This is a genomic window from Streptomyces sp. NPDC020958 (assembly GCF_055562175.1).
In genome coordinates this window covers 60876-75709 of record NZ_JBVHFU010000019.1, presented here as the reverse complement: position 1 = coordinate 75709, position 14834 = coordinate 60876, and the positions used below count along the sequence as shown (strand labels likewise).

General features: G+C 68.9%; 11 protein-coding genes. 6 read left to right on the top strand and 5 right to left on the bottom strand.

The window, feature by feature from the left end; translation table 11 throughout:
- Positions 1-193: 193 nt before the first annotated feature.
- The 3 genes from ACZ3KP_RS35930 to ACZ3KP_RS35920 form a co-directional block, all read right to left on the bottom strand.
- Positions 194-1045, bottom strand: a complete 852-nt coding sequence (locus ACZ3KP_RS35930; protein ID WP_467504777.1) for a carbohydrate ABC transporter permease — start codon at positions 1043-1045, stop codon at positions 194-196.
- The gene (locus tag ACZ3KP_RS35925; protein WP_467504775.1) at positions 1042-2022 is read right to left on the bottom strand and encodes a carbohydrate ABC transporter permease; all 981 of its coding nucleotides are present in this window, start codon (positions 2020-2022) and stop codon (positions 1042-1044) included. Before ACZ3KP_RS35925 ends, ACZ3KP_RS35930 begins: the two co-directional genes overlap by 4 nt.
- An 85-nt stretch (positions 2023-2107) precedes the next feature.
- A complete protein-coding gene (locus ACZ3KP_RS35920) occupies positions 2108-3424 on the bottom strand; it encodes an ABC transporter substrate-binding protein (RefSeq protein ID WP_467504773.1) in 1317 nt (438 codons plus the stop codon).
- Between the two features lie 284 nt (positions 3425-3708).
- On the opposite strand from ACZ3KP_RS35920, the gene ACZ3KP_RS35915 reads away from it, so the two are divergent.
- From ACZ3KP_RS35915 to ACZ3KP_RS35900, 4 genes are all read left to right on the top strand, one after another.
- Positions 3709-6129: a glycoside hydrolase family 2 protein gene (locus ACZ3KP_RS35915; RefSeq protein WP_467504772.1), complete on the top strand. Its 2421-nt coding sequence runs from the start codon at positions 3709-3711 to the stop codon at positions 6127-6129.
- A complete protein-coding gene (locus ACZ3KP_RS35910; protein ID WP_467504770.1) occupies positions 6126-7154 on the top strand; it encodes a LacI family DNA-binding transcriptional regulator in 1029 nt (342 codons plus the stop codon). The genes ACZ3KP_RS35915 and ACZ3KP_RS35910 overlap by 4 nt, the downstream gene beginning before the upstream one ends.
- 313 nt (positions 7155-7467) lie before the next feature.
- Complete coding sequence (locus tag ACZ3KP_RS35905; RefSeq protein ID WP_467504768.1) at positions 7468-7896, top strand: VOC family protein; 429 nt, start codon at positions 7468-7470, stop codon at positions 7894-7896.
- A gap of 185 nt (positions 7897-8081) precedes the next feature.
- A complete protein-coding gene (locus ACZ3KP_RS35900; RefSeq protein ID WP_467504766.1) occupies positions 8082-9176 on the top strand; it encodes a S66 peptidase family protein in 1095 nt (364 codons plus the stop codon).
- Between the two features lie 34 nt (positions 9177-9210).
- Here ACZ3KP_RS35900 and ACZ3KP_RS35895 read toward each other — a convergent pair whose 3' ends face one another.
- Together ACZ3KP_RS35895 and ACZ3KP_RS35890 are read right to left on the bottom strand one after the other, a co-directional pair.
- Positions 9211-9609: a YunG family protein gene (locus ACZ3KP_RS35895; RefSeq protein WP_467504765.1), complete on the bottom strand. Its 399-nt coding sequence runs from the start codon at positions 9607-9609 to the stop codon at positions 9211-9213.
- Between the two features lie 245 nt (positions 9610-9854).
- Positions 9855-10874, bottom strand: coding sequence for an NAD-dependent epimerase/dehydratase family protein (locus ACZ3KP_RS35890; RefSeq protein ID WP_467504763.1), 1020 nt, complete (start codon positions 10872-10874; stop codon positions 9855-9857).
- Between the two features lie 77 nt (positions 10875-10951).
- Between ACZ3KP_RS35890 and ACZ3KP_RS35885 the strand changes: the two genes are divergently transcribed.
- Together ACZ3KP_RS35885 and ACZ3KP_RS35880 are read left to right on the top strand one after the other, a co-directional pair.
- Complete coding sequence (locus tag ACZ3KP_RS35885; protein ID WP_467504871.1) at positions 10952-11575, top strand: TetR/AcrR family transcriptional regulator; 624 nt, start codon at positions 10952-10954, stop codon at positions 11573-11575.
- A gap of 281 nt (positions 11576-11856) precedes the next feature.
- Positions 11857-14655, top strand: a complete 2799-nt coding sequence (locus tag ACZ3KP_RS35880) for an FAD-binding and (Fe-S)-binding domain-containing protein (RefSeq protein ID WP_467504762.1) — start codon at positions 11857-11859, stop codon at positions 14653-14655.
- Positions 14656-14834: the final 179 nt, after the last annotated feature.

Here is a 14834-nt window from a genome sequence, read left to right as displayed (position 1 = left end):
CGAGGTTCCCGGTCCACGACCATGCGGGCGGTGCCGAAGGAACGGATGGCGTATGCGTACTGCACGGCCGTGCTGATCGGTTCCGGTCGGGGCCAGGGGGCGGTGGACCGGTCAGCCAGGGGCAGGGGCGGACGCGCCTTCACCGTACGCGTCCGCCCCTGTCCTTACCCCCCGGCTTCCCGCTGCTCGGCCGTCACTTCGTCGCGCCCTGGGCGAAGCCGTTGTAGATGTAGCGCTGCAGGAACAGGAACACTGCCAGTGTCGGCAGGATGACCAGGACGGCGCCCGCGGAGATGCTCTCCCAGTGGGCGCCGAACGGACCCTTGAAGCGGAACAGGGCGGTGGAGACGGTGCCGAGGTTCTCCGAGGGCATGTACAGAAAGGGGATGTAGAAGTCGTTGTAGACGGTGATCCCCTTGATGATCACCACTGTGGCGATGGCCGGCTTCAGCAGGGGAAAAATGATCTTTCGGTAGATGGTGAAGGCGTTGGCGCCGTCCAGCCGCGCGGCTTCGTCCAGGGAGACCGGGATGCCCCGGATGAACTGCAGGAAGATGTAGACGGAGACGATGTCGGTGCCCATGTAGAGCAGGATCGGTGCCCAGCGGGTGTCGAACAGGCCGAAGCTGTTGACGACCTGGAAAGTCGCCACCTGGGTGGTCACTCCCGGGACGAGAGTGGCGATCAGGAAGAGGGCCACGACGAGCTTCTTCATCCGGAAGTCGAAACGGTCGATGGCGTACGCCGTCAACGAACCGATGATCACTGTCCCGGTGATGGAGAAAAGCAGGATGAACGCCGTGTTCCCGAACGCCGTGAGCATGTGGCCGTCCGTGAAGGCGGTCGCGTAGTTCCGGAAGTTGAGGATGTCGTGCGGGAGCGAGAGGGCGCCGGAGCTCAGCATCTCGCGCGATGTCCTGAAGGAGGCCAGGAAAACGACGAGCAGAGGGAGCAGGACGACGAGAGATGCCGCGAGGAGCGACACGTAGACGAGGGTCGTGCCGATCCAGGGCCGCCTCGTCCTGTGCGGTGCGGAGATGGTCATACGAGGTCCGTCCTCGCGTCGGGCACCAGAACCCGCTGAATCCAGGTGACCAGCAGGATGATCAGCAGCAGGACGACGGCCGCGGCGGAGGCGAGGCCTGTCTTGTTGAACTGGAAAGCGAGCTTGATCGTCTGGATGACGAAGGTCTGGGTGCCGGTCGCGCCGCCGGTCATGATCCAGGGGATTTCGAAGACCGACAGTGAACCCGAGACCGCCAGAATGACGCTCAGGCTCAGTACCGGCCGGATGCTGGGCGCGATGACGTGCCGGAACTGCTGCCGGCGCGTGGCCCCGTCCAGTTGGGCCGCCTCGTACAGCTCTCCCGGTATCGACTGGATCGCGCCGAGGAACAATACGAAGTTGAGGCCGGTGAAACGCCACACCGACACACCGGCCAGGGCGGTGTTCGCCGACTCGGGCGTCGACAGCCAGGCATGGTCGGAACCGGCGCCGAACCAGGACAGGACCGTGTCGAGGGTGCCGCCGTCCTGGAAGAAGTACAGGAAGACGAAACCGATCGCCACGCCGTTGATGAGGTAGGGGAAGAACAGGATCCCCTTGAACAGGTTGCGGAACCTCAGGTCGAAGCTCAGCACGGTGGCGAAGTACAGAGCGATCCCGATCTGCACGAACGACGCCACGAGGTAGTAGAGGCTCACGAAGAAGACCCGGAACAGTTCGGGCCGCGTGAACAGTTGCCGGTAGTTGTCCAGGCCCACCAGCTTCATGTCCGGACTGACGCCGTCCCAGTCCGTGAAGCTGTAGTAGATCATGTTCCCGACCGGGACGTACGTGAAGGTGATCAGGAGCGCCAACGGCGCGGCCAGGAACAGCCAGGGGGTGAGGCGACGCAGCGGGTGGGACTTCCATGAGCGCGGGGGTGCGCCGCCACCGGTCGTCCGGTCCCGCTGAGCGGTCGTGGAGGGGTCGAGTCCGCGTCGCGCGGCCCAGGGTGTCTTGCTCGTCGTGTCCGTCATGACGGCCTTTCGAGGTGCGAAGCGGTGGGGCGCGCACGGGCCGCAGTCCCGGCTGACCGGTGGCGGCGACCCGCCGGGACGCCGGTCAGGAACCGGCGGTCTTCGCCGCTTCCGTCCACTTCTTGCCGAGGTCCCCCAGGTAGTCCTCGAGATCGCCCTGCTGGGCGCCGCGCGCCAGGTCGACGAGCTTCTGTCGGTAGTCGGGCTCGTTCAGGCCTATCTCTGCGGCGTTGTCAATCGCGTTGACCTGCCCCGTCCTGCTCTGGGAGACCTCGATGAGCTTGACACCCGCGTCGGTGTACGGCTTCAGTGTCGCGGGCAGGACGCTGGACTTGAGGGTGGGCACGGATCCCTCGTTCTGCGCGAAGCCGGACCTGTCGGTGAACCAGTCGATCCAGGCGCGTGCGGCCTCCTTGTGCTTGGAGTGGATGTTCACCGCCTCCTGGTAGTCGGCCGAGATCACGGAGCAGAACTCTCCGCCGACCTGCGCAGGGAACGGCATGAATCCGATGTCGTCCGGGTTGGCACCGGCGGTCTTGGCGGCGTCCTGCATCTGCGTGATGGCCCAGGAACCCAGGAGCATGGTGGCGATGTCCCCCTTGGCGATCATGCCCTTGGAGGACTCCCAGTTGGTGGTGGTCGGGTCCTTCTCCGTGAGGCCGTCGTGCACCATGTCGTAGAGGAGGGTGTCGGCCGTGGTGAGATCGCTTCCCGGTGCCCACGGGTTCGCCGAGACCAGCTTGTTGCTCGCCTGCGGGTCGCACGAGACCGAACCGAGGATGCCCGTCCACGGTGAGGTCAACGGCCAGCCGTCCTTGAAGTTGGTGTAGTAAGGCACCGCCCGCGTCCTGGCCTTGACGGCCTTCAGGTCGTCGATGAACTGTGCGGGGGTCGTGGGCCAGTCGGTGACGCCGGCCTTCTTCCAGACCGCCTTGTTGTAGACGAAGCCGTTGGCGTTGCCGACAGTCGCGAGGCCGTAGACCTTCCCTTTGACTGTGGCCTTGTCGACGAAGCGGTACTTCTTCCCCAACTCCTGGGCACTGCCGAGGGAAGCGAAGAACTTCGGGTAGTCGTCCTGGGCTATGGCGTTCGGGATCATCAGAACGTCGCCGTACTGATCCGTGTTCATCCGGATCTTGACTTCGCCTTCGTAGTCGGTGATGCCCTCGAACGTGACCTTCACCTTGGGATAGATCTTGTTGAACGCGTCCGCGTACTTCTTCATCGTGCCGTTCTGCACGAGATCGGTACGGTGCGTCAGGACCTTGATCTCGCCTGAGACCTTCCCGGGATCGGCGGGGGCGTTCGCGGTCTCGCCCGTCGTCGCGGCTCCACCGCTACACCCCGCGACGGCCAGCATCGCGGTGGCAAGCAGCACGCCCGAAAGCGCCTTCCTCCCCATGTGCCCAACTCCCTTCAGCGTTACGGCTCCAGACATCGAAAGGGAACGACGGCACTATGGCAGTGCCGAGTAAACCGGTACAGCTGGTCGTTCCAGTGCGATACCAAAGCGTTACGTGATGCTGGAGCGAATGACCATAGATACGCTGCTCAGAGCGCAGATCCATGGCCGGCGAAGCGGCGAAGCAAACCTGAACCGGTTTATGGACATGCGATCACTCCGACCGTTAGGTTGTGCTCGGCCGATCACCGAGAGGCCCCAAGTCGCGTCGATGGGAGCCACGCATGAAGGACGTCATCCCGCTCACCGAGGGCTGGAGCCTGGATCACGACGGATCGCCGTTGCCCGCCCGGGTTCCGGGCTGCGTCCACACGGACCTGATCGACGCGGGAGTGATCCCCGATCCGTTCATCGGAGAGAACGAACGCGACGTGGCCTGGGTGGGCCGCCGCGACTGGACGTACTTCCGGGCCCTGGGCCTTCCCACCGGCACGCACGAGCGCACCGACCTGGTCTTCGAGGGATTGGACACGGCCGCCGAGATCACTCTCGACGGCACCGTGCTCGGCCGGACCCGCAACATGCACCGGAGCTACCGCTTCGACGTCACGGGCAGCAGCGGGGAACTGCGCGTGCTGTTCGCCTCGGCCTACAGCGAGGCCGCGGCGGTCCGGGCGCTGACCGGTGACCGGCCCAACGCGTATCCCGAGCCCTTCCAGTACATCCGCAAGATGGCCTGCAACTTCGGCTGGGACTGGGGGCCGACCGTGGTGACGGCCGGCATCTGGAAGCCCGTCCGGTTGGAGCGCTGGTCCACCGCCAGGCTCGACCGGGTCCGCCCGCTCGTCACGGTGACGGACGGCACCGGGCATGTGGAGCTTCACCTCGAGGTGGAGCGTACCGAGAGCGGCGCGTCGCGGTCCCTGGCGGCTCGGGCGACCGTGGCCGGTGTGGAGGTGACCGCTCCCGTGGAGGGAGACCGAGCCGTCGTCGTGATCGACGTGCCGCAACCCGAGGTGTGGTGGCCTCGCGGCTACGGTGAGCAGCGCCTGTACGACGTGGAGTTGACGCTCCTCGATGCTGCCGACGGCACCGCCGAACCCCTGCCTCTCGACATCTGGCACCACCGGCTCGGATTTCGCACCGTGGAACTCGACCGCACACCGGACGAGCACGGCACCGGCTTCACCTTCGTCGTCAACGGCGTACGCGTCTTCGCCCGCGGCGTGAACTGGATCCCCGACGACGTCCTGCCCTCCCGCGTCACACCCGAGCGCTACCGTGAGCGCCTCGCCCAGGCGGCAGCCGCCAACGTCGACCTGGTGCGCGTCTGGGGCGGCGGTCTGTACGAGAGTGACGCCTTCTACGACGCCTGTGACGAGCTGGGCCTGATGGTCTGGCAGGACTTCCCCTTCGCCTGCGCCGCCTACCCCGAGGAACAGCCCCTGCGGGGCGAGGTCGAGGCCGAGGCCCGCGAGAACGTCGTACGCCTGATGCCCCACCCGTCCCTCATGGTGTGGAACGGCAACAACGAGAACCTGTGGGGTTTCAGGGACTGGGACTGGGAGCCCGGACTCGCGGGCGACTCCTGGGGTGAGGGCTACTACCTCGGCCTGTTGCCGCGGATCGTCGCCGAACTCGACCCCACCCGGCCCTACACGGCGGGCAGCCCCTGGTCGGGCTCGTGGGACCACCACCCCAACGACCCCGCCCACGGCACTCATCACTCCTGGGAGGTCTGGAACCGCCTCGACTACACCGCGTACCGGGCGAGTGTGCCGCGCTTCGTCGCCGAGTTCGGCTGGCAGGCGCCCCCGGCGATCGCCACGCTCCGCCGGGCCCTGCCCGGTGAGGAGCTGGCTCCGGACTCCCCCGGAATGCTGCACCACCAGAAGGCGGACGACGGCAACGGCAAGCTCGACCGCGGACTGGAACGCCACTTCACCGTACCGGTCGGAGACTTCGACCGTTGGCACTACCTGACCCAGGTGGTCCAGGCACGTGCCGTGGCCACCGGCATCGAGCACTGGCGGGCCAACTGGCCGGTGTGCGCGGGCACGATCGTGTGGCAGCTCAACGACTGCTGGCCGGTGAGCTCGTGGGCCGCCGTCGACGGGGACGGCCGTTTCAAGCCGCTGTACCACGAACTGCGCCGGGTGTACGCGGACCGGCTGTTGACCCTGCAGCCGGAAGGGGACCGGCTGGTCGTGGCCGTGATCAACCAGAGCGCCGCCGCCTGGCGCACCGAGGTGGTGCTGCGGCGCCTGACCACCGACGGCCAGACGCAGGTCGAGGCGCGCCTCGACGTCGATGCCGCGGCCCGCACCGTGGTCCGCCTGCCCGTGCCCTTGCACCTCGTTCCGGCGGACCGTTCCCCCAAGGAGTACCTGGTCGCGGAAGCCGACGGTCTCCGTTCCTTCCACTTCGCGGCCGCCGACCGCGACATCCACTACCCCCGTCCCCGCTACGAGGTGCAGCTGCGGCCGGTGTCCGGTGCCGGGGATAAGGTCGACCTCGTGGTGACAGCGCACACTTTGGTACGGGACCTGTTGGTGCAGGCCGACAGGCTGAGCCCCGACGCCTCGGCGGACCGCGGACTGGTCACGCTCCTGCCCGGCGAGCAGGTCCGCATCAGGATCGATGGGGCGCCCCGTCTGACGGCCGACCGCGCCCGGGAAGCGATCTTCTGCATGGAGGGGTCGTGAGCACCTCCCCCACCCGGGTCACCATCAAGGACGTCGCCGCGCGTGCCGGTGTGTCCAAGGGGGCCGTCTCGCTGGCCTTCAACAACAAGCCGGGTGTCTCGGAAGCAACCCGGGCGCGCATCTTCACGGCGGCCCGTGAGCTGGGCTGGGAGCCCAACCTGTCCGCACGGAGTCTGTCGAGCCAGAGGGTGGACGCGGTGGGGCTCGCGGTGTGCCGACCGGCTCGCCTGCTCGGCCTGGAACCCTTCTACATGGAATTCATCTCCGGGATCGAGAGTGTTCTGACCGAGCACTCCTGCGCCCTGCTGCTACGCCTGGTGCGGGACCTCGACGAAGAGGTGGCGTTGCAGGAGAGCTGGTGGCGCGCACGGCGGGTCAGCGGGTCGATCCTCGTCGACTTCCACCAGAACGACCCGCGCATCCCCGCCCTGCGGGAGCTGGGGCTGCCGGCCGTCGCCGTGGGTCACCCCTCCCTGACCGGCGGGCTGACCTCGGTGTGGACGGACGACGCGACCGCTGTCACGCAGGCCGTGCGCTACCTGGCGGCGCTGGGGCACCGGCGGATCGCCCGCGTCGGTGGGCCGGCGGCCCTCGGACACAGCGGCATCCGGGCCGCCGCGTTCGAGTCCGTCATGACCGAACTCGGCCTTGAGGAAGGGCAGCAGGCCACCACCGGCTTCGAGGGCGAAGAGGGGGGCCGGGCAACGCGCAACCTGCTGCTGTCCGCGCGGCGGCCCACCGCGATCGTCTACGACAACGACATCATGGCCGTCGCGGGCGCGGCGGTGGCCGCCGAGATGGGGCTGTCGGTGCCGGACGACCTGTCGTTGCTGGCGTGGGACGACTCCCAGCTGTGCCGGCTCACCCACCCGACCCTGTCGGCCATGAGCCACGACATCCACGGTTTCGGCGCCGAGGTCGCGCGGACACTCTTCGCGGTGATCGCCGGTGACGACGTCGCATCGCACCAGGTGCCGACTCCGGCCCTCACCCCTCGCGGATCGACGGCTCCTCCCCCGGCATGACGAACGCGCGCCGGGTGTGCCCGAGCCGTCGCACCGCGGCCCCCGCCGTGGTCGGCGTACCGCCACACGCGGATGTCCCTGCCCTCGCCGACCTCCGAACCGTCCACTCCGTTCCGGAGCGGTTGACCCCGCGCAGCCGGGCGGGACGTGCCGACGCGGCGGACGCGGCATGGTTCGCGGTGGTCACGACTGCGGTGCCGGCGCTGCGGACGCGGGGCCGGGCGCCAGGACGGCCGAGGAAGCGACGGGTTCGAGCTGATCCGGCTGCGGAAATGAGCGGCGAGGGCCCCCTGGTGCGCGGTACGGTGCGCTGATGCCAGAGATCAGGACGTTCCAGGTCACCTTCGACTGCGCGGAACCCGAGCGCCTCGCCCGCTTCTGGTGCGAGGTGCTGGGCTACGTCGTACCGCCGCCGCCCGCGGGGTTCGCCACCTGGGACGATTTCAGGCGTTCGCAGGCTCCTGAGGAGCGGGACGCATGGTTCGCCTGCGTCGACCCCTCGGGTGAGGGCCCGCGGCTGTACTTCCAGCGCGTCCCCGAGGGCAAGGCCGTCAAGAACCGGGTGCATCTCGATGTGCGGGTCGGCACGGGACTCGTGGGTGAGGAACGCCTCGCCGCGCTCGAGGCCGAATGCGAACGGCTGATCCCGCTCGGCGCGGTCCACGTGCAAACGCTGTACGACGGCAACGACTCGTGCATCCCGATGCTGGACATCGAGGGCAACGAGTTCTGTATCGACTGAACTTCCTCGAGACGGGGCGCCGTCGCGAAGACGTGCTCGACACGGGCCCGGACCTCGCGGCGGGGAGACGGGCGGTGGGCCCAGCCGGGGTTTCGGGGCTTGGCTTGATCACGTCGGGGCGGCGGAATACCGGCGGCACGGACCTTGTTCCTCGCCCTTGTTGATCAACAAGGAGGAGATTCCCCATGCCTGCGATCCTTCGGCCCCGCGCGCTGCGTTCCGGTGACCTCGTGGTCGTTACCGCACCCTCGGGCCAGCTTGAACCGGGTGAGGAACCACTGCTCGCCCGCGGTGTGGCGATACTCGAGCGGATGGGTTTCCGCGTGCGGGTCAGCCCGATGGTCAACCCGGCGAGGAAGCGGTGGTGGGCGTCGGGCACTCCGACGGAGCAGGCCGACGAACTCAATGGTCTGCTCCGTGACCCGGAAGTGCGGGCCATCGTCGCGCATACCGGTGGACAGACGACCATCGGCTATCTTGATTTGATCGATCTGGACGCGATCCGGGCCGACCCGAAACCAATCCTCGGTTACAGCGATATCTCGCTGCTGCACATGGCGCTGTACGCCAGGACCGGCCTCGTCGGCTTCCACGCCGATATCGCCACCCACGGTTTCGGCAGCGACTGGTACACGCTGGGCGACGCGGCCCGTCGCTCCGAGCTCGTCGACCTCTACACCCGTGTGCTCACCAAGGCCGAGGCGCCGGGCGTGCTGCCGGCGATGGGGGCATGGGAAACCTGGCGGCCGGGCCGCGCGCAGGGGCCACTGTTCGGCGGTTTGCTGAACCGCCTGGTCCTACTGCAGGCGACACCGTTCGCGCCGGCCGTCGAACGGTTCGAGGGTGCCGTGTTGTTCTGGGAGGAGTTGCAGCGGCCGGTCTCACGGATCTGGAACGACCTGCATACCTTGCGGCTGTCCGGTGTGCTGGACCGGATCGCGGGCATGGTGGTCGGCATCCCGACCGAGGTCACGCTCCACGAGAGCGGTGGAGGGCGCGCAGATCTACGCGACGTGGTACTCGATGTCCTGGCTGAACGAGACATCCCGGTTCTCGCACAGGTCGACTTCGGCCACACCTCGCCGAACCTGCCGCTGCCTATCGGCGTCCGCGCAGACGTGGACGCGGACAACCAGACGCTGTCCCTGATCGAGTCGGCGGTCATGGCGCAAGATGAAGGTCGCCTGGTTCACCCTGGAACCACTGACCGCTCACCTCGAACGGGCCACCGTCGACAACACGCCGTCGACCGGCTCCTGCACACGCCCACATCGTCCTGACCGGAGGATCCTCGCTGCGGCTGCCCCCGACTCCTCAGACGGGTTCCGGAAGCGGACCAAGGTGCTTGATCACACGCTCACGCAGCAGGAGGTATTCCTCCCAGCGGCGGGGCAGCGGGCCCGGCGGACGCACGACGACACGAGCAGCCGTGACGGTCTGCCCGCGTTGGAACTGCTCCCGGGTCAGATCGAGTTCCACACCGCTGGGCAACTTGTTCCACCAGTGGAAACCATGCTGGGTCCCGTCAAGATGCACCTCGCCGACCACGAGATCACCGCCGAAGACATCGTTGACGATCAGGGCGGTGATGTCACAGTGCCCCCAGGCCGGGTTGCCCGGCTGCCAGTCTGCCTGGTCGTCGGGCGAGCAGGTGTCGGCGGCCCAGCCGGCACGCAGGGCCTTGTCGAGATCAAGCACATTCCAAGGGGTCATGCTGTCAGCATCGCAGCCACCACTGACATCACGGAGGGCGCAGAAGGCGCACGGCCCGACCGCACCCCGAACACGCAGGCCGAGGTCGGAAAAGGCTTGTCCTGTGACGACTCGGTGTGCTGCTCGGTGACGCCCCCGCCTGGGCGGCGACGTGACTGACGTGTCGTCGACGCACGTCCGGGTCGTGACCGGCCTCTAGGCCGGCGTTCACCGCACCCGGCGATTGCCGTGGTTTCCAGGCGGCCTCAGACGAGTCCGCGCTCGGCGAGGCTGCGGCCGGTTTCCTCGATCGTGTCGGGGATCGCGTGGAGCGGGCGGCCCAAGAGCGCCTCGGCGGGGCCGTGGTCGAAGCGCTGCGCCGAGCCGATGAGCCACCGGTTGTCGCGCAGCTGAGGTTCGAACACGCTCGCGACCCAGGTGAGCCATGTCGTCATCGCCCGCGTGGGGATTTTCCCGCTCACCTCGGAAAGCCTCTCGCGGAGCACCGCGGCGACGTCGATGAGCGAGGACGGGTCGGTCGCGACGATCGTGCGAGTCCCGCCCGCGGTTTCCGAGGTCATCGCCGCGATGTGCGCGTCGGCGACGTCTCGCACGTGTACCCACGGAAGTCGCAGGTCCGGGACCATCGGCAGCGCGCCGGCCATGATCTGTTGGATCGCCGAGACCGAGGTTCCCGGGTCGTCGGAGAGGAGGGGCCCGATGACCGCGCCCGGGTTGATGACGGCGAGCCGGTCGCGCACGCCGCGGCGGTCGGCGATGTCCCACGCCGCACGCTCGGCCCGGACCTTCGACACTACGTAGGCACCGAGGCCGCGGCGGTCGAGCCGGGTCCAGTCGGATGCCGTGAAGACGTGGCCCCTGCGCGCCGGGGCATACTGCACCGCCGCGAGAGACGAGGTGACGACCACGCGCTCCACGCCCGCATCGAGCGCCGCGTCGACGGCCCGCGTCGTGCCCTGAACTGCAGGGCGGATCAAGTCCTCCGGGTCCTTCGGCCTCGTCGTGACGAAGGGGGAGGCGACGTGCAGTACGAACCGGCAGCCCGCGGTCGCGGCCGCCCACCCCTCGTCCGACAGCAGATCGAGCTGCCGGACCTGCAACAACGTGTCGTCTGCGCCTGCCTCTGCCATCGCAGCGCGCACCTCAGCGGCGCGGGCCGGTGACCTCACCGACCCGCGGACCGCGTATCCGCGCCGCAGAAGCGCTGCCGTTATGTGACCGCCTATGAACCCCGAGACACCCGTGACAAGGACCGTGTCCGTCATACCTACTCCCAGTGATCACCCTATCTTGACAGTGAGCAGTTTACGGAGAGTCTGCTCACTGTCAAGATAAGGACGTGATGACCGAAGAGCCGAAGGCCGGCGATCGCTACCACCACGGCAATCTGCGCGCGGCGCTGCTCGACAGCGCGCTGGAGGTGCTGTCCGCGAGCGGTGTCGCCGGGTTCAGCATGCGTGAGGCCGCTCGGCGGGCGGGAGTGTCCCAGTCCGCTCCCAAGCACCACTTCGGCGACGCGCGCGGGCTGCTCGGCGCGCTCGCCGCGCGCGCCTACCGCCAGCTCTGCGAGCGGCTGGAGGCGGTGGAGGTCGTCGGGCGCGATGTGCGGGAGCGGGTCGCGGCGCTCTCGGCCGAGTATGTTGCGTTCGCCCGGGACAACCGCGCGCTGTTCGACCTCATGTGGCGCATGACCCAGTTCGACTTCAACGATCCGGAACTGGTCGAGCAGAAGCACCGGGCGCTCCGCGCCCTGGACCGTGGCCTGCGCGGCCAGAATGCGCAGCTAGCGGACAGTGCGGACCCCGCGCTGGTGCCGAGCTACGCGGTGTGGTCACTCGTGCACGGCTATACAAGTCTCGCGCTGGAGGGCGCGATCGACGAAGACACCCCAGATCCGTTGACGAGCGACCTGCTCCCCGCGATGCTGCGGCTCCTCGATGTGTCCCCGACCGACCGTGACCAGTAGACCGTCGCGGCTGAGCCTTGATCCACCGGACAACTCCCGGTCGCTGCCTTGGCCATGAAGGCGCGGATGCCCTGGGACTTGGTCCGAGATGCTTGTCGAACTCCTCGACCGCGCGAACACACTCGGCTGGCGCCGGAGCGGGTGGCCCAGTACTCCGCGACGATCAGCTCACGCGGCCGGGATGGCTCGTTGAGCTGTGCATGGTGGGGCGCAGGGGCGCTGGGCAATCCTCCTCGCTCGCACGCGACGCGCGAACTACCGTACGTTAGTTAGCCTGAGGTATGCCCGTTCCAGCACCACAGGCATCCGACGACCTGGCCGCCGCTCTTCGTGCCGCAGGGGTCGAGTTCGACGACTCTCCGCTGGCACGAGCCCTGTATTCGTCGGACGCGAGCCTCTACCGCGTCGTCCCGTCCACGGTCGTGAAAGCGCGCTGCGCCGACGACGTGATCGCGGTCCGCGAGGTGGCGCGTGAGCTGCGGGTTCCGGTGACGATGCGCGGTGCGGGCACGAGCATCGCCGGGAACGCGGTCGGGAGCGGCATCGTCGTCGACACCCGCCGGTTCAACCGGATCCTCGACATCGACCCGGCCGCCCGAACCGCGCGTGTGGAACCGGGCGTGGTGCACGCGGACCTGCAGCGCGCGGCCGCCCCGTACGGGCTGCGGTTCGGACCGGACCCGTCCTCGCACAGCCGCTGCACGGTCGGCGGGATGATCGGCAACAACGCCTGTGGTTCGCGGGCGCTGGGCTACGGGCGGACGGTGGACAACGTCGAGTCGCTGCGGGTGCTGTACGGGAACGGTGAGCTCGCCCTGGAGCAGGGCGGTCGGCTCACCGGCGACACCGCGAAGCGGCTGGCGGCCGTCGGGGACGCCAACCTGGCTCATCTGCGTACCGAGTTCGGCCGCTTCGGCCGTCAGGTCAGCGGCTACGGCCTGGAACACCTACTGCCCGAACGGCGGCGGGTCGAGCGCTTCCTGACCGGCAGCGAGGGTTCGCTGGCCACCGTCCTCGAAGCCACCGTCCGGCTGGTCGACGACCGGGTCGAGCGCAGGATGCTGGTGCTCGGGTACCCGACGATGGCCGACGCGGCCGATGCGGTACCGGCGCTGCTCGCCGCGGCGCCGGGCCGGCTCGTCGCGTGCGAGGGCATGGACGCGCGCATTGTGGACCTGGTGCGGGGAAAGGGTTCTCCGGTGCCCGACCTGCCACGAGGGCACGGATGGCTGTTCGCGGAGGCGGCGGGCGTGGACGCGGCGGACGCGGTGCGTCGGCTCGTGGCCGCCGGCGCCGCGCTCGGCACCAGGCTGGTCGACGACCCGCGGGAGGCGGCCGCGCTGTGGCGCATCCGGGAGGACGGCGCCGGGCTCGCTGGCCGGTCGCTGCCGACTCCGGCGTACGGCGGGTGGGAGGACGCGGCCGTTCCGCCGGAGCATCTCGGCGCGTGGCTGCGCGACTTCGAGGAACTGCTGCGGGCGCACGGCCTTCAGGGCGTTCCGTACGGGCACTTCGGCGACGGCTGTGTCCACTGCCGTATAGACTTCCCGTTCCGGTCCGGCGACCCGGCCTCGGCCGGGGTGTTCCGCGACTTCATGACCGCGTGTGCGACACGCCTGCGTGCCTACCGCGGCACGCTGTCGGGAGAGCACGGTGACGGCCGGGTCCGCGGCGAGCTGTTGCCGCTGATGTACGACGAGACGTCGCTCGCCCTGTTCCGGCAGGTCAAGGCCGTCTGCGACCCCGACGGCATCCTCAATCCGGGGATCATCGCCGACCCGGTTGCGATCACCGACGACCTGCGTCCGGTGCGCCCTCGGGCGCCGGTGTCCTCTGGTCTGCGGCTGGTGCACGACGGCGGGGATCTCGGTGCCGCCGTGCACCGGTGCACCGGGGTCGGGAAGTGCGTGGCCCCGAGGACCGCCGGGGTGATGTGCCCGTCCTATCTCGCCACGGGGGACGAGCGGGACTCGACCCGCGGCCGGGCCCGGGTGCTGCAGGAGGCGCTGGACGGCGGCCTGCTGAGCGGGGGGCTGCGGGATGCGGCGGTGGACGACGCGCTCGACCTGTGCCTCGCGTGCAAGGGGTGTGCGAGCGACTGCCCCAGTGGTGTCGACATGGCCACGTACAAGAGCGAGGTCCTGCACCAGCGGCATGACGTCGCCGGGCTGCGCCGCCCGCGGTCGCACCTGTTCCTCGGGCAGCTCCCGCAATGGGCCGGACTCACGGCGCCGCTGGCCAAGCCGGCCAATCTGCTCCTGCGGGTCGGACCGCTCGCCGCCCTGGCCAAGTGGGCCGCCGGCATCGACCAGCGGCGGTCCCTGCCGCGGTTCGCCTCCCCCACCCTGAGGCGGGCGACGGAGACGGCTCGCGCGGGGAACACGCCTCCCGACGTGTGGATCTGGGCCGACTCGTTCACCGACCACTTCTTCCCGGCGTCCGGATTGGCGGCCATCCGGTTCCTTCAGTCGCACGGACTCACGGTCCGCGTCATCCAGGAAGCCGCCTGCTGCGGTCTGACCTGGATCACGACCGGCCAACTCGACCGGGCACGGACCATCGTCGGGCAGGCCGTACGAACGCTCGCTCCCTACGTCCGCGGCGACGTCCCCGTGCTGGCGCTGGAGCCGTCATGTCTCGCGTCGTTGCGCAGCGACGCACGAGAGCTGTGCGACGACGAGGAGGCGAAGGTGGTGGCATCGGGGATGCTGAGCTTCGCGGAGCTCGTCGAGCGCCTCGACCTGCCGCTGCCCGACCTGACCGGGGTGGAGGTCGTCGCACAGCCTCACTGCCATCACAGCGCCGTCATCGGCTGGGACACCGACCAGCGCCTGCTGGAGAGGGCCGGCGCGACCGTCACCAGGGTGCCGGGGTGCTGCGGTCTGGCCGGCAACTTCGGGGTGGAGAAGGGGCACTACGAGGTCAGCGTCGCCGTAGCCGAGACGCATCTGCTGCCGGCCGTACGATCCCACGCGGACGCGGTGGTCCTGGCGGACGGCATGTCCTGCCGCGTCCAGCTCGACGACCTGGCCCAGGTGCCGACGCTGCATCTGGCCGAGCTGTTCGCGTCCCGGGTCTGAGGTCGAGCCGGGCGCCGCCTCCGTTGACGGCGCTGCACTGGTTGCGGGCGGCATCGGCGGCCCAAGGAGGTGTCGCTCGGAAATCGATTGCAGCCCGTCCCAGGTCCCGGGTACGGTCCGCGCATGCCGATCACGCCCCGCGTTTCTTAGCTCTGACACCGACTCCGACGTCACCCTTG